Here is a 17675-nt window from a genome sequence, read left to right as displayed (position 1 = left end):
CCTTACCGCGCGCCGCCGGACCGGGGCCGTTCGGCCGCGATCCCCGCCACGATCGCGTCGAAGGCGGGACTGGCCGCGATCTCGTCGATGGTGGCCGCCAGCCGGGGCCGCCAGTTGGGATATTCCCCGGCGGTGCTGGGCAGGTTCACGGGCCGGATGTCCTGGGCCAGATCCTCCAGCCGGGCGGCCATCAGGCGCGACGGCGTGCGCGCGACATAGCGGTGGACCGCCACCATCAAATCCAGCGGCACGGCGTCGTTCTCCGCCATGTCCCCGGCCTGGTCAAGCAGCCCCGCATCGCATAGCGCGCGGACCAGATCCCGCCTCTCGGCCGGGCGGGCGTCCGCCTGTTCGCGGCCGGTTTCGGCGCCGATCAGGTCGAATTCCACGCGCAGGGCGATGTCCTTCCCGGTCCACCATCCCTTGAAGGTGGGCAGGTCATGGGTGGACAGGCAGGCCAGGGCGCCTTCGGGATAATCCTCGGGGGCAAGAAAGGCCGTGCCCTCCCGTTCGAAGAACAGGATGCGGTATGACAGGATGCCCGCCTGCTCCATCATCTCGCGAAAACCGGGTGGGACGTTGCCCAGATCCTCGCCGATGACGATGGTCCGGCTGTCGTTCGAGGCCTTTGCAAGCGCCCGCAGCATGTCGTCCAGCGGATAGCGGGCATAGGCGCCCGCATCCGCCCCCGCGCCCTCGGGGATCAGGAAAAGCTGCCACAGTCCCAGGGCGTGGTCGATCCTGACCGCGCCCGCCCGGCGCATCACGCGGCCCATCAGCGTGCCCAGCGGCGCGGCGCGGCTGGCGGCCATGGCGGCGGGCGACAAGGGTGCCAGACCCCAGTCCTGGCCCTGTTCGTTGAAGTAATCGGGCGGCGCGCCGATGCGCACGCTGGACAGCACGTCGGGATGGCCCCAGCTTCCCGACCCGTCCCCGGCCTCGCCCACGGCAACGTCGAGGTAAAGCCCGATCGCCATGCCCGCCGTCTTGCAGGCCTCCTGGGCGCGGGCAAGCTGGCTGTCGGCCTGTTCCTGAAGCCAGCGATAGAAGGCGATGTCGCCCGCATGGGCCGCCGCGAAATCCGCGACCGCCTGCCCCTCGGGATCGTGCCAGTCGTCGGGCCAGGCCCTCCATCCCGCGCCCTGCCCCTTCGCGGCCATATCGGCCGAGATCGCGTCGAACAGCGCGTGCCGGTCCAGGTCGGCCCCGCCCTTGCGGCGGAATTCATCGGTCGCGTCCGGCATGTCCAGGGCCCCCCAGACCGCCTGCAACGCCGCCATCTTGGCGCGGGCGACGCCGGGATAATCGACCAGTTCGGTCGCCCGCAGCCGGTCGAGATCCGGGGCCTCGACCATGCGGGGATCAAAGGCGGGGATCCGGTCCACGGCCAGGTAAAGCGGATTGAGAAACCGCCGGTTCGACGGCGAAAACGGGCTGCATCGTTCGGGATCGGCCAGAAACAGCGCATGCAAGGGGTTGAGGCCGATGAAATCCGCGCCCCGCTCCGCCAGAACGGGGATCAGATCCTCAAGATCGGCGAAATCGCCGATGCCCCAGTTGCGCGCGGATCGCAGTTGGTAAAGCTGCACGGCCACGCCCCAGAATCGTCTCCCGTCGGGCAGATAACAGCGCAGGCCCGCCGGGGCCTGCAGCGCCTGGGGGCGCATCGCCGCCGCATCCCGCCCGAAGGCCTCCACCAGGCTTTCCAGGGTGCTGTCGGGAACCTGGTGGCGGGTGCCGTCCATCCCGTCATATTCGGGCTGGATGCCCAGTTCGCGCGCGCGCGCCGCGATATCAGCCATGCCGTTTTCCCCCTGTCCCGTCCTTGCGGAAAAACGGGGCCGAGGGGGTGATTGTTCCGCAGGAAACGCAGCCCCCCTGACCGAAAGGACAGCTTCCCTACAACGAAAGAACCAGACATATACGCCTTATCAGCCTGGCGGCGCCTGTTGTTCTGTTCCCGTTTTTCCGGTATCGCCGCCTGGCTGACATTTCCCCCCATTCCATCCTGCCGGCCGGGCCTTCGCTTGGGACCGGTGCCGTTCGGACCCCGCCATGAACATCCCCCTGACCCATGCCCCGGCCCTGCCCTGGGCGGCCGAGACCACGCCGATCCTTGCGGGCTTCGAATGCGGCAGGCTGCACTGGAACGGGCACGACCTGCTGCATTCGACAGGCCACCTGCCCGATGCGGCCATGGCCCATCACTATGCGGTGGCCCGCGAACAGGGGGTGGCGGGCGCGCGGGACGGGTTGTCCTGGCGCCACGACATCGCCGCGCGGGTGGGCGCCGCGCCGCCCGGCTTTCCGGTGATCTGGGATTTCGTCCATTTCGACGCCCCGCCCCGGCCCGTGCAGCACGCCCTGGCCTGCTGCGATGCGCTGCCGCCCGGATCCTGGGCGATCGCGGTCAACGAACCCTCGGTCGGGCGGCGGGTGTCGGGCATGACGCCCGGCCGGGCCACTGACATGGCGCTGCGGATCATGGCGGCGGCGGCCTGTCTTCCCGACCCGCCGCGTTTTGCGACCTGCGATCCCTTCCATCACCTGCATCCGAAGGTCTTCCGGGCCACCGACCGGCTGGTCGCCAGCGGCCATGTGCGGATGGTCGGCGTGAACTATTACCCCCACCACGCGGTCGAGCCGCTGCACCGGGTGCTGCGCGCCGTCGCGGACCGCTACCGCCTGCCGGTGATGATCACCGAGACCGGCTGGCACCAGGGGCTGCGCGCGGTGCACCGCCGCTTTCCCCATATCCGCGACCGCTGGGACTGGCTGGCCCATGTCCGGGCGGAGATCGCGCTGTCGGGCGTGCCCGTCGCCGGGCTGTGCTGGTATCCCTGGCTGGACATGCCCGCCTGGGACGACCCCGCCCATGGCCGCTGGCCTTGCGGCTGGCCGGGGCGCCAGGCCTGACGCGTCAACGGGCGGGCGCGGCCCGCCAGATGGTGTTCGACAGGTCGTCCGCCACGATCAGCGCCCCGCGCGGATCCAGCGTGACGCCCACCGGACGGCCGCGGGTGTTGTCCTCGTCCACCAGGAAGCCGGTCATGAAATCCACCGCCTCGCCCGCCGGGCGGCCGTCGCGGAACGGCACGAACACCACCTTGTAGCCGACCGGCGGATTGCGGTTCCAGCTTCCGTGCATCCCCACGAAGACCCCTTCCGCGAAATCCCCGCCCATCACCGGGTCCGAGAATGTCACCCCAAGCGCCGCCACATGCGCCCCCAGGGCATAGTCCGGCACGATGGCGGCCGCGACCTTGTCCGGGTCCTGGGGCTGCGCGCGCGGATCGACCGTCTGGCCCCAATAGCTGTAGGGCCATCCGTAAAAGCCCCCCTCTTGCACGGCGGTCAGGTAATCGGGCACCAGATCCGGCCCGATCTCGTCGCGTTCGTTGACCACGGCCCACAATTGCCCGGTGTCAGGCTGGATGGTCAACGCGGTCGGATTGCGCAGGCCCGTGGCATAGGGACGGTGCATCCCGGTCCGGGCGTCGATCTGCCAGACCATCGCGCGGTCCTCCTCGGCCTCCATGCCGCGTTCGGTGATGTTGCTGTTCGACCCGATCCCCACATACAGGAACCGCCCGTCCGCGCTTGCGGTCATGGCCTTGGTCCAGTGGTGGTTGATCGCCTTGGGCAGGTCGGTCAGCGTGACGGGCGGGCCGCTGGCCTGGGTCTGGCCGTCGGCGTAATCGAAGCGGACCACGGCATCCTGGTTGGCCACGAACAGCCCCCCGTCGATCAGCGCCAGGCCATAGGGCGAATTCAGCCCCTCGGCAAAGACCCCTTGCATCTCATAGGTGCCGTCGCCATCGGCGTCGCGCAGCAATGTCAGCCGGTTGCCTCCGGGCTCGGGGCTTTTGCCCAGGGCCTTGATGAAGCCCGCGATCACGTCCTTGGGCCGCAGGGCCGGGGCGCCCTGCCCCTTGCCCTCGGCCACCAGGATGTCGCCATTGGGCAGCACCAGCGTCTGGCGCGGGATCTTCAGCCCGGTCGCGATGGCGGTGACGGTGAAGCCTTCTGGGACCGTGGGAAGGGCGTCGCCCCATTCGGCCGGGCGGGGAATGACCATCTGGGGCAGAAGCCCGCGTTGCGGGTCGGGCAGTTCCGGGGTGGCCCCGGTCGCCGGGGTCTGGGCGGCAACGCCAAGCGGCAGGACCGCAAGGGCCGTCATCATCAGCAATCCGCGCATCACGCCCACTCCCGAAATCCAAGATAGCCGGTCCAGGACGCCAGCAGCGCCAGAACCGCAGCAATCGCCGACAGCCACAAGCCCTCGGGCATCATGGCCCAGGCGTCCTTGGCGTGGACCAGGGCATTGACCAGCCCCAGCACCCAGGCCGCCAGCAGAAGCAGGGCATGGACCAGCCGCCGCCGGTCGCCGCCTCGGTGGCGGATCACCCCCACCAGCGACCACAACAGCGCAAAGCCCCCCAGCAGCAGCCCGCCGGCATTCAGCCATTGCGCGAAATTCGCCCACTGGATCTGGAAGGTCCGGGCATAGGCCAGGTCGCTGGCCAGCGTGCCCAGGAACAGCGGGAACAGGAAGGCCAGAAGAATGGCATGAAGCGGATGCAGCGGCCGGGCCGGCGCAAGGCTTGATCGGGGGGATGAGAGACTGGCCACGGGGTTTTCCTTCCTGTCGGCGTCAGGGACTCAACGCCCCCGGGCGACGATGGTTTCCCCTGCCCTATTCCCCGTCGGTCTCGGCCATCAGTTCGGGCGACATGTCCTGCCAGAAACCCGCGATGCGCGCGGCGTTCAGGGGCGACATCCAGCCATGGCGCTCGAAATCCTCGCGCAGGCGGGCATCGGCAAGCTGGCTCATGAACAGGCGCCTGTCGGCGTCGCGCTGCGTGGGGGTGCGCGCCTTCACCGCCGCCAGGATCCGGCGCAGCCGTTCCGCGCGGGGTGAGGTGGGCGCAGGCGGCGCGCCCGTGTCAGCATCGCCCGCGGCCTTGCCGTCAAGCGCCGCCGTCAGATAGCCGATCTTGCTGCGCACGCCCTCCTTGCCTTCGACATAGGCAAGCTTGGCCATCACCTGCGCCTCGCCATGCAGGCTCAGCCATTGTCGGGCCAGGCGGTCGCTGACGCCCAGGGCGCGCAGCCGGGCATAGACCGGGCCGTGCCGCGCCCCTTCCCCGTCGTCCATGTCCAGGATCGCAAGCTGTGGGTTTTCCCGGATCAGGAAACGGATGTCGGTAACCGCGCGCCCGGTCTTCCTGGTTTCGGGCGTCAGGATGATGTTGCTGGTGCGGCTGACCTCGGCCACGGCGGGCTTGATGATCTTGGCGTTCAGGTGCTTGAACGTCTCGTAATAGGCGGATCCGTCCACGCCCATTAGGCGGCGGAACAGCTCGATCGGCCACCAGCCGGTCGATCCGGTCCTCACGAAGCGATAGCAGTTTTCATAAAGCGCAAGCGCATGGCCGCTGGTGAAGCGCCGCTGGATGTTGAGGTTGATCAGCGCGAAGACCTTGGGATCGTGCAGCTTCTCGGCCAATGCCGGGGAATAGGCGTATTCGCAGACGCCCCCCTTCAGCCGCGCGAAGGACAAAAGGCTGCTGACGCCCCATTCCTGCTGGCCCTTCTCGTCCAGCATGTCCCATTCCGCGACCGTCTCGGCCAGGCCCCGCAGCGACTGCTTCAGCGTGTCGAGGTCGTTGGAATTGTAGCCGATCATCAGGCACAGGGTGCGTGCGTCGATCTGGTGGCGCGGGCTGCTGATCAGCGTGTCATAGGCGTTGAGCAGCAGAACATTGGACAGCTTGCGCTGCAACAGCGTCAGCTTGCCCGACACATGGATCGCCGCCACATGCTTCTTGACCGCGCCCCGGCGCAAGGCGCCCGTCAACTGATCGCGGGGAATGTCCTGCATGGGCCTGTCCGGTTGAGGGTCTCCCAAACCATTATGCCCGCAAGGGTGCCCGCCTGCAATGCCGTGACGGGCACCTTGGATGCCGTTCGGTGCCGTTATGGGCCATCCTGAAAACGGGTGCCTTTGCAACCCGGTCAGCCTTAAGGGAACCCGTTTACAGGATAGATAGCCGCTGCCTTGCGCTGTCGGACGCCCGTTTGGCCGGGTTTGCTGGCGGAAATCCCCTGTTCCTGCGAATCGGTGCCCCCGATCCCGGAATCGGGTACCCTCCATCCCGGAATCGGGTGCCCGTCATCCCGAAGACGGGTGCCTGATGGTCCTCAAGACATTGTATTATATTAATAAAGACGATGCGAAAGATCTTAAAGAGGATTCATACTCCTCTAAACCACAGGACGATTTTCCTAGAATTAAGAGGGGTTTCGCCGCGAAACGTGGGACGCTGCACGAACTTTTCCCCTTCCATGTCACGAACTTTGCAGGAATACCTTCAACTGCAGCACATCGTGGGAAACGTGACATGTCATCTGGCAAAGATCCCTTGCCCCCTTATTTCAACATAGACCCGGCCAAGGCAGCACGGCGCCTGTCCGATCCCATCGACACCGCCCGATTCGCCAAGGCCGCCGCCTTCGCGACCCGTGGCCGCCAGGACCTGGCCGAACGCGGCTATGCCCCCGACGGCCGGAAACGGCTGCGGCGCTTTTCGACATGGGAGGTCTGCCGCTACCTGATCCCGGTGGCCCCGGCCCATTTCCGCCGCGTGCTGCGCAAGTTCCCCGACCTGCCCCAGGGCACCGGCGAGGGCAATTCGAAATGGTTCAGCCTGGAGGACGTGCTGCGCCTGCGCGATCACTTCGCCGCCGAGGGCGCGGCGGGCCGCGAATACCGCCCCTGGCGCCCCGAAGGGCTGCCCGCCAAGACGATCGCTGTCGCCAATTTCAAGGGCGGCGTCGGCAAGACCTCGACCGCCGCCCATCTGGCCATGTCGGCGGCGCTCGACGGCTACAAGGTGCTGGTGATCGACCTCGACAGCCAGGGCAGCATGACCTCGATCATGGGGGGCAAGGTGGCCGACGAATGGTCCACGGCCTTTCCGCTGCTTGCCCGTGACTATGCCCTTGCCCTTCAGGACGAGAACCGCGTCCGCGAGGCCGCAGGCCAGCCCCCCCTGCCGTTCGACGAGACCCTGACCGAAGCGCTGACCATCACGGCGCGCGACCTGATCCAGCCGACCCATTGGCCCAACATTGACCTGGTCGGTGCGCAGCTGAACCTTTATTGGGCGGAATTCCAGGTGCCGGTCTGGCGCATGGGCCTGCGCGGCTGGCCGTTGTGGGACGCGCTTGGCAATGCGCTGACCAAGGACCGGATCGTCGATGACTATGACATCATCATCCTGGATACGCCCCCTGCCCTGGGCTATCTGACCATCAACGCCCTGGCCGCCGCCGACATCCTTCTGGTGCCGCTGGGCGCGTCCTTCTTGGAATTCGACTCGACCGGCCGCTTCTTCGACATGCTTTATTCCACCTTTGCCAGCGTCGAGGACGGAGAGAATGCCGCCCGCCGCCGCGAAGGCCTGCCGGAAATCCGCTTCGAATGGGACGCCGTCCGCGCCATCATCACCCGCTTCGATGCAGCCCAGCAGACCGATCTTGCCAATGTGATCCAGGCCTATTTCGGCGATTTCATGACCACCTTCCGCCAGGAGGTCACCGCCATGATCGGCCAGGCCGGCGAACAGGTGAACGGCATCTACGAGGCCGACTACCGCGAATTCAACCGCGACACATATGTGAGGGGCCGGGAAACCTTCGACCGCACCTGGGCCGAGGTCAAGGAGCTGATCCTGGGGGCCTGGTGGCGCGATCTTCAGATGGAACAGGCCGAACAGGAGAAGGCGGATGGTTAAGCGCAGGCGTCTGGAAACCCCCAGCAGCGACGATCTTACCCGGATTGAGGAGGAGTTTCGCCGCGAAACCCATGGCCGCCCGTCGATCGGGCCGGGCATCGCGCCGATCGCCCAGGTGGCCGCCGACAGCGCCGCGGTGGCGCCTGCCGAAGGGGCCGATGCGCGGGCTGCGCGGGCGCGGGACCAGGCCGATGCCCAGCGGCTGCGTCAGGCCGAAGGGCAGGGGCTGCTGATCACCGAGATCCCGCTGGACCAGATCGACGAAGGCGCGATGATCCGCGACCGCATGGTCATGGGCGAGGACGAGATGACGGAACTGCGCCTGTCCATCGCCGCCAACGGGCTGCGGCTGCCGATCGAGGTGTTCCGCCTTGACGACCAGGAAGGGCAGGGCGGGCGCTTTGGTCTTCTTTCGGGCTATCGCCGCCTGCAGGCCTTCCGCGCCCTGCGCGACCTTGCCGGCCCCGAGAAATACGCCTGCATCCGCGCCCTGATCCGCCCCCGGGCCGAGGCCGACGCCGCCTTCGTCGCCATGGTCGAGGAAAACGAGGTCCGCGAGGAGCTGAGCCATTTCGAACGCGGCCGCATCGCCGTGATCGCCGCCAACCAGGGCGCCTTTGCCAATGTCGAGGACGCGGTGAACCGCCTCTACGCGACCGGGTCCAAGGCCAAGCGGTCGAAGGTCCGGTCATTCGCGCTGATCTTCGAGGAACTGGGCGACATGCTGCGCTTCCCGGAAGCGCTGACCGAAAAACGCGGCTTGCGATTGTCGGCGGCCCTGCGCAACGGGTCCGAAGGTAAGCTGCGCCAAGCCCTGTCGTCCGGCGCGGCCGAGGATGCCGAAGGGGAATGGCAGTTGCTGGAACCCGTCATCGTCCAGGCGGAAACGGCCCCGCGCAGCCCGTCGCGCGGCGGACGCCCACGCGCGCGCCAGACCGCGCAATACGGTTGGATCGACGACCAGACCATCCGCACCAGCAGCGGCGTCACCATCAGGCACGCCCGCGACGGCAAGGCCCATGTCCTGCGCATCGAAGGCAGCATGATCGACAACGACCTGATGGAAAGCCTGATGTTGGAGATCCGGGCCCTTCTCGAACGATAGGTTTCGCAGCGAAACCCTCATGTTGACGTAAGGTCAATCTTTACCGGCAGGCAGCCAATGTCCATGTTGCCTGCCGAAAAGAATCTGGAGCCGCCCGGCCGTCCTGGAACAGGAACCCGGGGGCGTGTTTGGCGTTCCGGCTGGTCATTCGGACCGGGCGGGTCGGGTCGGGGAGAGAACGTGGCGAAGACGAGAGACCTGGCGATCCTGTCCCTGATCGTCGTTTTGATATGTGCGGTGTTCATCTTTGATCTCTATGTCCGCCTGGGGACCGCGGTCTGGCTGATCTATATCATCCCGCTGGCGCTCAGCTTCTCGACCACCTTGTCCTGGGCGCCGGTTGCCGTCGCGGTCATGTCCTGCGTGGCGATGGCGGCAGGGTTCTTCCTGGACGGGCAGGCCGGGATCGACCCGCGCATCGCCGCGGTCAACCGCACCATGGCCGGGATCGTCTATCTGATCCTGGGCAACATGGGCCGGATGCTGATCGGAAGCCGCGAAGCCATGCACCGCGAGGCCTGGATCCGCGAAGGCGAGGGCGAGGTCTCGCAGGCCGTGCAGGGCGACCCGACAGCCAGGCAACTGGGCCAGGATGTGCTGCGGGTCCTGGCGGACCGGCTGGGCGCCCGCGCCGCCGTCGCCTATGCCGTGGACGGGCAGGGGGTGGAACGGCTGGCGGCCTGGGGCGTGGATGAGGGCGACCCGGCGGGAAAGGTCCGGGGCAAGCCCGGCCATCTGGCCCGCGCGATTGCCGAAGGCCGGCCGGTCCATCTGACGCTGGATCCCGATCAGGCCCTGGGCTGGGGCTCGGGCCTGGCGCGGGGGCGGGCGGCCCATGCGCTGATCGTGCCCACCCGCGAAGGACGGCAAACCGACGGCGTCCTGGAATTCGGCTTCGACGCGCCGCCGCCGGGCAGGGCGATGGATCTTCTGGAGCGGGTCGGCGAACGGGTGGCCCTGGCGCTGCGGTCGGTGGCCTATCGGCAGCGGCTGCAGGATCTGCTGGAGGAAACCCGCCACCAGGCCGAGGAACTGCGCAGCCATGCCGAGGAACTGGCCGCCACCAACGAGGAACTGGAGGAGCAGAGCCGCGCCCTGCAGGACAGCCAACGGCGGCTTGAGGAACAGCAGGCCGAACTGGAACAGCAGAACAGCCAGCTTGAAATCCAGACCCAGGAGCTTGAGGATCAGCGCGACGCCCTGGCCCGGTCGCGCCGCAGCCTGGAAGCCAAGACCATCGAACTGGCGCGCGAAAGCCGCTACAAGTCGGAATTCGTGGCGAACATGTCCCACGAATTGCGCACGCCGCTGAACGCGCTGCTGATCATGTCCCGGCTTCTGGCCGAGAACCGGTCGCGCACCCTGACCGAGGAACAGGTCCGCTGGGCCGAGACCATCGAAAGCTCCGGCAAGGATCTTCTGGTCCTGATCAACGACATCCTGGATCTGTCCAAGATCGAGGCCGGCAAGATGGAGGTCGCGCGCGAAAGCGTCGATCCGGGGCAGGTCGCCAGGAAGCTGGTCCGCGCCTTCGAGGAACAGGCCCGCACCAAGGGGCTGGAACTGGGCTTCGAACTGGCGCCGGGGCTGCGCACGATCCAGACCGATCCCGCGCGGCTGGAACAGGTGCTGCGCAACTTCCTGTCGAACGCGCTGAAATTCACCGAACGCGGCCGGGTGACGCTGCGCATCGCGCCCGCGCCCGACGGCATCGCCTTTGCGGTCGCCGATACGGGCATCGGCATCGACCCCGACCAGCAGGACGCCGTCTTCGAGGCCTTCCGCCAAGCCGACGGCACGATTTCCCGCCGCTTCGGGGGCACCGGCCTGGGGCTGTCGATCTCTCGCGAACTGGCCGACCTGCTGGGCGGGCGGATCGTCCTGGAAAGCCGGAAAGGGCAGGGCAGCACCTTCACCCTGGTCCTGCCCGACATGGCCGACAAGGCCGCACCGGCGCCCGCGTCCGTTGCCGCGTCCGGCCCCGCGCCGGATATTGCCGGGGCAGGGGAGGGGGAGGAGGACAACACCCCCCTGGCCGCCCTGCCGGGCCTGACGGACGACCGCGACCGGATCGAGCCGGGCGACCGGGTCATGCTGGTGGTCGAGGACGACGCGGCCTTCGCGGGCTTGCTGTGCGACCTGGCGCGCGAACTGGGCTTCCGCTGCGTCTGCGTGGACCGGGCCGACGACGCGGTGCGCGCGGCCAGGCGGTTCCTGCCCCATGCGATCGTGCTGGACATCCGCCTGCCCGATCATTCCGGCCTGTCGGCGCTTGACCGGCTGAAGCGCGACACGGCGACGCGCCATATCCCCGTGCATGTGATCTCGGCCGAGGATTACACCCGCGAGGCGATGGCCCAGGGGGCGATCAGCTATATGCTGAAGCCGGTGGCGCGCGAACAGCTGGAAACCGCCATCCGCAACCTGGAACAGCGCCTGAAGGGCCGGTTGCGCCGCGTGCTGATCGTCGAGGACGACCCCGCCCAGATGGAGGGTCTGCGCGCCCTTCTGGCCAGCGACGAGGTCGAGACCGTGGGGGCGGGCACCGCGGCGCAAGCCTTCGAGATCTGCCGCAGCCAGACGGTCGATTGCATCGTGCTGGACATGACGCTGCCCGACGCGTCGGGCTTCGATCTGCTGGAACGGCTGGACGGCGACGGCACCGCATCCTTCCCGCCGGTGATCGTCTATACCGCCCGCGCGCTCGACGAGGCCGAGGAACAGCGGCTGCGGCGTTATTCCAAGTCGATCATCATCAAGGGCGCGAAATCGCCCGAACGGCTGGTGAACGAGGTGACGCTGTTCCTGCACCAGGTGGTGTCGGAACTGCCCGAACGCCAGCGGAAGATGCTGGCGGCGTCCCTGAACCGCGACGCGCAGCTTGACGGGCGGCGCATCCTGGTGGTGGAAGACGACATCCGCAACATCTATGCCCTGACCGGCGTCTTCGAGCCCCATGGCGCGACCGTCCAGATCGCGCGGAACGGGCGTGAGGCGCTGGAGGCCCTGGGCCGGATCAACGACGGGGCCGCGCCCAAGGTCGATCTGGTGCTGATGGACGTGATGATGCCGGAAATGGACGGGCTGACCGCCACGCGCGAGATCCGCAAGATCGACCGCTGGAAGACGCTGCCCATCATCATGCTGACCGCCAAGGCCATGGCCGAGGACCAGAACCGCTGCATCGAGGCGGGCGCGAACGATTACCTGTCCAAGCCCTTGGACGTGGACAAGCTGTTGTCGCTGACCCGGGTCTGGATGCCGCGATGACGCTTGCCCCCGTCGCCGCCGATCCTGCGGATGTGGTGGAACTGGACCTGTTTCTGGAAGCGCTGCACCGCCGGTGGCATTACGATTTCCGGTCCTATTCCCGCGCCTCGCTGGTCCGGCGGGCCGATCTGGCCCGCCAGCGGCTGGGCTGCGCCAGCCTGTCGGAACTGCAGGGCCGGATCCTGCGCGACGAATCCGTTCTGCCCGACGTGATCGACGCGATGACCGTGCAGGTCAGCGAGCTGTTCCGCGACCCCACCTATTACCTGGCGCTGCGCCGCGAGGTGATCCCGCATCTGCGGACCTTCCCGTCGCTCAAGGTCTGGGTGGCGGGCTGCGCGGACGGAGAGGAGCTGTATTCCCTGGCCATCCTGTTCCGAGAGGAGGGATTGCTGGACCGGACCCTGTTCTATGCGACCGACCTGAACCGCCGCGCCTTGGCCCGCGCCGAGGCGGGCGTCTATCCGATTGACCGGCTGCCGGTTTTTTCGCAGAATTATCAGCGCGCAGGCGGGGCGGGGACACTGGCGGATCATTACACGGCGGCTTATGGTCGGGTGGCCTTCGACCGTCGCCTGCGCGAAAGGACGGTCTTTACCGAACACAACCTGGCCGCCGACCAGGTCTTCTCCGAGGTGCATCTGGTGTCCTGCCGCAACGTGCTGATCTATTTCGACGCCTCGCTTCAGGACCGCGCCCTGGGCCTGTTCGCCGAGGGTCTGGCGCGGGGCGGCTTCCTGGGCCTGGGCTCGCACGAGACGCTGCGCTTTTCGACCCATGCGCGGCATTTCGCGGCCTTCGACGAACCCGGCCGCATCTGGCGGCGCACCGCCAGCCCGGAAGACGCCCATGCCTGACAGACCCATCCGGTTCCTGATCGTTGACGACATCCCCGAGAACATCCTGGCGCTCGATGCGCTGCTGCGCCGCGACGGGCTGGTGATCGACCACGCCCAGACCGCCGCCGAGGCCTTGGAACTGATGCTGGTCCACGATTACGCCCTGGCGCTTCTGGACGTGCATCTGCCGGGGACCGACGGTTACGAACTGGCCGAACTGATGCGGTCCACCGAACGGACGCGCAGCGTGCCGATCATCTTCGTGACCGCCGCCGAGCGCGACGAGACCCGCCGTTTCCGCGGATACGAGGCGGGGGCGGTGGATTACATCTTCAAGCCTATCGACCCGCTGGTGATGAAATCCAAGGCCGAGGTGTTCTTCCGCATCGGCCGCCAGGCCCGCGACCTGCAGCGCCAGCACGACGAGATGCAGCGCATCGCCCATGACCGCGACCGCGCGGCCAGCCTGCTGCGCGCCCATACCGACAATTCGCCGCTGGCCTTCGTCACGCTGGACCAGGATCTGGTGATCCGCGCCTGGTCCAAGGGCGCCGAACGGATGTTCAGCCGCGAGGCCGCCGACCTGCTGGGCCAGCCCGCGACCGAGACCGGCTGGATGGACGAGGCGGGGGCGGCGGTGCTGGCGGGCTGGCTGTCGCCCGGCGACCTGGCGCCGCGCCATTCGGCGGAACTGCCCCTGGGCCATGCCGAGCGCGGCCCGATCCCCTGCGAGATCTATGGCTCGATCCTGACGGGGGGCAACCGGCGCACCCTGTCGCTGCAGATCCTGGACATCACCGAACGCAAGCGCGCCGAGGAGGTGCGGTCCCTCTTGGTGGGCGAGTTGAACCACCGGATCAAGAACACGCTGGCCAATGTCCAGGCGATCGCGCGGCAGGGCCTGCGCCGGTCGGGCGATCTGGCCGAATTCGAGCAGGGCTTCGTCGGCCGCCTGCAGGCCTTGTCGCGCGCCCATTCGATCCTGTCGGATTCGACTTGGTCCAGTGCGCCGCTGGACCAGTTGATCGACGACCTGATCCGGGTGGGCACGCTGGATGCCGACCGGCTGCGCCGCAGCGGGCCTGCGGTGGAACTGACCCCCGACACCATGCTGCGCATGGCGCTGACCCTGCACGAACTGGCCACGAACGCCGCCAAGTATGGTGCCCTGTCGGTGTCGCAAGGGATGGTGCATCTGGATTGGGCGATGCGGAACGGCGGCCTTGTGCTGTCCTGGCGGGAAACCGGCGGGCCTGCCGTTACCGCCCCTGACCGCACGGGGTTCGGATCGGACCTGATCGCCGCCGTGGCCGGGGGCGACGACGATTCCGTCCATGCCGACTGGCGGCCCGAAGGCGTCGTCTGGACCATCCGCCTGTCCGAAGGCGTCAGCCCGCTGGAAAGCGAACCCGTCCCCGTCGAGGCGCAGGCCTGCGCGGTGACGGGACCGGCGACGATCCTGCGCGGCTGCAACATCCTTGTGGTCGAGGACGAGCCGCTGGTGGCGATGGACATCCAGGCCGAACTGGAACATGCTGGCGCGGGCCAGGTCCATGTCGCCCGCACCGTGGAGATGGCCCTCTCGGCCCTGGCGGAGGTGCGGTTCGACCTGGCGCTGCTGGACGGGAACCTGAAGGGGCAGCCCGTCGATCAGGTGGCCGACCGGTTGCGTCGGGCGGCGGTGCCGTTCTGCTTCGTGTCGGGCTATGGCCGCGAACACCTGCCGCCCGGCTTTGACGAGGCGCCGCTGATCCAGAAGCCCTTTCCCCCCGCATCGCTGCACCAGACCCTGAGCGAGCTTCTTTACGCCCGCACCGCCCGCGCCGCCGAGTGATCTTCGACGGCGCGCGCGCCCGGCCCGCCGATCAAGACGGTGCAGGCCGTTCCGCGATCTGACCTGCGCATCTTCGCCATGCCTTCTGGCCGGAGAAAAATTTTCTTGAATTGATACACGGGGTGCAATTCAATCAACCGCATAGCGGGTGTGCTGTTTGATCCAACTCAAAGACGTGGTCCCGGCCACGACCTATTGAGGGCCTATGGAACGCGCCACATATCCATATCGTTTGCGGCTTTTGCTGGCGATTCTGCCGGTGTTTCTGCTGTTGGCGGGGACATGGGGGCAGGGCTTCGCCTCGGCCGCCGAGGCGATGACGGTGGTCCTTTGCAGCGACGGCGTGATGAAGACCGTCACGCTTGATCCCGACGACACCGGCCGCGGCCCGCAGGACTGCCGCGACTGTCCGGCCTGCGCGCCGCCGCTTCCCGCCGTTCTTTCCCCCGCCGCCCATTCCCTGCGCCCTGCGGACCGGGAATCCGCGATCCATCCGCGCCGGACCGGTGCCGCCGTCCTTGTCCACAGGGCCTGCGGTCCCCTGTCGCGCGGTCCCCCACGTCAATTCCCCTGGTTCCGCGCATGATCTTCTTCCGCCTGTCCCCGCATCGCCTGCTTCTGTCGGCCATCCTGGCCCTGACCTGGCTTCTGCTGTCGGTCCCGCTGCCTGCCGCCGCCCAGACGGTGCTGGCCCAGCTGCTTCCCGATCAGATCGCATCCGACCTGGTGCCCGGCGCCGAGGGCTTCGGCCCGCTGCGCGAGGATCTGGCCGTGGCGCCGGTGCTGAAGGGTGGCGAGACGGTGGCCTGGGCCTTCGTCACCTCGGATTTCGTGGGAACGACGGGTTATTCCGGCAAGCCCATCCATACATTGGTGGCCGTGGATCCCGACGGCAAGGTGGCGGGGGTCCGGCTGGTCAAGCATTCCGAACCCATCGTCCTGATCGGCATCCCCGAAGCCAAGGTCCGCACCCTGGTCGAGGGTTACCAGGGCCTGGATCTGGTGGCCGAGGCGCAGTCGGGCGGCACCACGCACGAGGTGGACATCATCTCCGGCGCCACGGTCACGGTGATGGTGATCGACGATTCCATCGTCCGGTCGGGCCTGAAGGTCGCGCGCGCCCTGGGCCTTGGCGGTCTGGCCCCCGAGGCCGCGGCGACCGGCCCGCGATACGAGATCGACACGACCGCCCAGGCCCCCGCCGACTGGGCCACGATGGAAGGCGACGGCACCCTGCGCCGCTTGTCGCTGGACGTGGGCCAGGTGAACGAGGCCTTTGCCGCCAATCCCGACCCCCGCGCGGCCCAGCGTGCCCTGACCGAGCCGCCCGAGACGACCTTCATCGACATGCAGGTGGCGCTTGTATCGGTCCCCGCCATCGGCCGCGCGATCCTGGGCGAGGCTGCGGACCAGAACCTGCGCGGCTGGCTGGCCGAGGGCGACCGGGCCATCGCGGTCTTTGGCGACGGGCTCTACAGCTTCAAGGGGTCGGGCTATGTGCGCGGCGGCATCTTCGACCGGATCGTGCTGATCCAGGACGACGTGTCCGTGCGCTTCCGCGACCGCGATCACCGCCGCATCAACAGCGTCGCCGCCGAAGGCGCGCCGGATTTCGCGGAAATGGACCTGTTCCGCATCCCGGCGGGCACCGGCTTCGACCCGACGAAACCCTTCCGCATCCAGTTGCTGGTGCAGCGAGAGGTCGGGCCGATCGACAAGGTCTTCCAGACCTTCGACCTGGGCTATGACCTGCCGCCGCAATACCTGCGCCAGGTCGCGGCCCCGGCCCCCGCCCCCGAGGCCGCCCCTGCCGCTGCCGCCGCGCCCGCGGCCGAGGAAAGCCAGGCCCAGGCCGAGTTGTGGAAACGCATCTGGCTGGATTCGCAGGTCAAGATCGCCGTCCTGGGGGTCATGCTGCTGGTGCTGACCGGGGTGTTCTTCTTCCAGCATTACGCGGTCAGGAACGAACGGCGCTTTTATGCCTTCCGCATGATCTATCTGGCGGTCACGCTGATCGTGCTGGGATGGATGTTCAACGCGCAACTGTCGGTGGTCAACATCATGGCCCTGACCGGGTCGGTGGTGACGGGCTTCAGCTGGCAGGCCTTCCTGCTGGATCCGCTGACCTTCATCCTGTGGTTCGCGGTCGCGGCCGCGCTGTTGTTCTGGGGACGCGGCGCCTATTGCGGCTGGCTGTGCCCGTTCGGCGCGCTGCAGGAACTGACCAACCAGGTCGCGCGCAAGCTGCGCATCCCGCAATGGACGCTGCCCTGGGGCCTGCACGAACGGCTGTGGCCGATCAAGTACATGATCTTCCTGGGCTTGTTCGGCGTGTCCCTGGCCAGCGTCGAGCAGGCCGAACGCCTGGCCGAGGTCGAGCCCTTCAAGACCGCGATCATCCTGAACTTCGTGCGCGCCTGGCCCTTCGTCGCCTATGCGGTGGCGCTGCTGGTGGCGGGGCTGTTCGTCGAACGCTTCTATTGCCGCTATCTGTGCCCGCTGGGCGCGGCCCTGGCGATCCCGGCGCGGATCCGCATGTTCGACTGGCTGAAACGCTATCATGAATGCGGCAATCCCTGCCAGATCTGCGCCCATGAATGCCCCGTGCAGGCGATCCATCCGACCGGGGAAATCAACCCCAACGAATGCGTCAACTGCCTGCATTGCCAGGTGCTCTATCACTCGCCCAAGGTTTGTCCCGTCGTCATCAAGAAGATGAAGCGGCGCGACAAGCTGGCGGCAAGCGCGGTCCCCGACCTGGGCCGGCCCCCCGCGGGCCATCCCAACGCGGCCCGCGTCACCGAACCCTCTACTTGATGAAACAGGAG

At 67.7% G+C, this 17675-nt stretch carries 12 protein-coding genes; 8 read left to right on the top strand and 4 right to left on the bottom strand.

Features of this window, described 5'->3' with window-relative positions; all coding sequences use genetic code 11:
- Positions 1-2: 2 nt before the first annotated feature.
- On the bottom strand, positions 3-1802 hold the full coding sequence (gene malQ / locus CK944_RS13465) for a 4-alpha-glucanotransferase (protein WP_103173582.1): 1800 nt from the start codon (positions 1800-1802) through the stop codon (positions 3-5).
- Positions 1803-2055: 253 nt separating this feature from the next.
- On the opposite strand from malQ, the gene CK944_RS13460 reads away from it, so the two are divergent.
- Positions 2056-2916, top strand: coding sequence for a hypothetical protein (locus CK944_RS13460; protein WP_103173581.1), 861 nt, complete (start codon positions 2056-2058; stop codon positions 2914-2916).
- A gap of 4 nt (positions 2917-2920) precedes the next feature.
- On the opposite strand, the gene CK944_RS13455 is transcribed toward CK944_RS13460, so the two are convergent.
- From CK944_RS13455 to CK944_RS13445, 3 genes are all read right to left on the bottom strand, one after another.
- Positions 2921-4198, bottom strand: a complete 1278-nt coding sequence (locus CK944_RS13455; protein WP_103173580.1) for a sorbosone dehydrogenase family protein — start codon at positions 4196-4198, stop codon at positions 2921-2923.
- The gene (locus CK944_RS13450) at positions 4198-4632 is read right to left on the bottom strand and encodes a DUF2231 domain-containing protein (RefSeq protein WP_103173579.1); all 435 of its coding nucleotides are present in this window, start codon (positions 4630-4632) and stop codon (positions 4198-4200) included. Before CK944_RS13450 ends, CK944_RS13455 begins: the two co-directional genes overlap by 1 nt.
- A 64-nt stretch (positions 4633-4696) precedes the next feature.
- Positions 4697-5884 (bottom strand): replication initiation protein, encoded by a 1188-nt coding sequence (locus CK944_RS13445; RefSeq protein WP_103173578.1) that lies wholly within the window; start codon positions 5882-5884, stop codon positions 4697-4699.
- Positions 5885-6404: 520 nt separating this feature from the next.
- Here CK944_RS13445 and CK944_RS13440 point away from each other — a divergent pair.
- The 7 genes from CK944_RS13440 to CK944_RS13410 all read left to right on the top strand — a co-directional run bounded on the left by CK944_RS13440 (position 6405) and on the right by CK944_RS13410 (position 17664).
- Entirely contained in the window at positions 6405-7799 is a 1395-nt protein-coding gene (locus tag CK944_RS13440) for an AAA family ATPase (protein WP_103173577.1), read from the top strand.
- The gene (locus CK944_RS13435; RefSeq protein ID WP_103173576.1) at positions 7792-8904 is read left to right on the top strand and encodes a ParB N-terminal domain-containing protein; all 1113 of its coding nucleotides are present in this window, start codon (positions 7792-7794) and stop codon (positions 8902-8904) included. The genes CK944_RS13440 and CK944_RS13435 overlap by 8 nt, the downstream gene beginning before the upstream one ends.
- 180 nt (positions 8905-9084) lie before the next feature.
- Entirely contained in the window at positions 9085-12174 is a 3090-nt protein-coding gene (locus tag CK944_RS13430; protein WP_239986070.1) for a response regulator, read from the top strand.
- Entirely contained in the window at positions 12171-13031 is an 861-nt protein-coding gene (locus CK944_RS13425; RefSeq protein WP_103173575.1) for a protein-glutamate O-methyltransferase CheR, read from the top strand. The genes CK944_RS13430 and CK944_RS13425 overlap by 4 nt, the downstream gene beginning before the upstream one ends.
- The gene (locus tag CK944_RS13420) at positions 13024-14847 is read left to right on the top strand and encodes a response regulator (protein ID WP_103173574.1); all 1824 of its coding nucleotides are present in this window, start codon (positions 13024-13026) and stop codon (positions 14845-14847) included. The genes CK944_RS13425 and CK944_RS13420 overlap by 8 nt, the downstream gene beginning before the upstream one ends.
- A gap of 241 nt (positions 14848-15088) precedes the next feature.
- On the top strand, positions 15089-15433 hold the full coding sequence (locus tag CK944_RS13415) for a hypothetical protein (protein WP_158247998.1): 345 nt from the start codon (positions 15089-15091) through the stop codon (positions 15431-15433).
- Positions 15430-17664 carry a NosR/NirI family protein gene (locus CK944_RS13410; RefSeq protein ID WP_103173572.1) on the top strand — a complete coding sequence of 745 codons (2235 nt, stop codon included), beginning with the start codon at positions 15430-15432 and terminating at the stop codon, positions 17662-17664. Before CK944_RS13415 ends, CK944_RS13410 begins: the two co-directional genes overlap by 4 nt.
- Positions 17665-17675: the final 11 nt, after the last annotated feature.

This window comes from Paracoccus sp. SY (assembly GCF_002901215.1).
Lineage (GTDB): Bacteria > Pseudomonadota > Alphaproteobacteria > Rhodobacterales > Rhodobacteraceae > Paracoccus > Paracoccus acridae.
The sequence above is the reverse complement of the archived record's forward strand: the minus strand, read 5'-3'. Positions and strand labels throughout refer to the sequence as shown.

Excerpts from the sequence above, each read along its gene's own strand:
- CK944_RS13420 (WP_103173574.1), top strand. The coding sequence starts at position 13,024 with ATGCCTGACAGACCCATCCGGTTCCTGATCGTTGACGACATCCCCGAG.
- CK944_RS13445 (WP_103173578.1), bottom strand. The coding sequence starts at position 5,884 with ATGCAGGACATTCCCCGCGATCAGTTGACGGGCGCCTTGCGCCGGGGC.
- CK944_RS13460 (WP_103173581.1), top strand. The coding sequence starts at position 2,056 with ATGAACATCCCCCTGACCCATGCCCCGGCCCTGCCCTGGGCGGCCGAG.
- CK944_RS13440 (WP_103173577.1), top strand. The coding sequence starts at position 6,405 with ATGTCATCTGGCAAAGATCCCTTGCCCCCTTATTTCAACATAGACCCG.
- CK944_RS13435 (WP_103173576.1), top strand. The coding sequence starts at position 7,792 with ATGGTTAAGCGCAGGCGTCTGGAAACCCCCAGCAGCGACGATCTTACC.
- CK944_RS13425 (WP_103173575.1), top strand. The coding sequence starts at position 12,171 with ATGACGCTTGCCCCCGTCGCCGCCGATCCTGCGGATGTGGTGGAACTG.
- CK944_RS13410 (WP_103173572.1), top strand. The coding sequence starts at position 15,430 with ATGATCTTCTTCCGCCTGTCCCCGCATCGCCTGCTTCTGTCGGCCATC.
- CK944_RS13455 (WP_103173580.1), bottom strand. The coding sequence starts at position 4,198 with ATGCGCGGATTGCTGATGATGACGGCCCTTGCGGTCCTGCCGCTTGGC.
- malQ (WP_103173582.1), bottom strand. The coding sequence starts at position 1,802 with ATGGCTGATATCGCGGCGCGCGCGCGCGAACTGGGCATCCAGCCCGAA.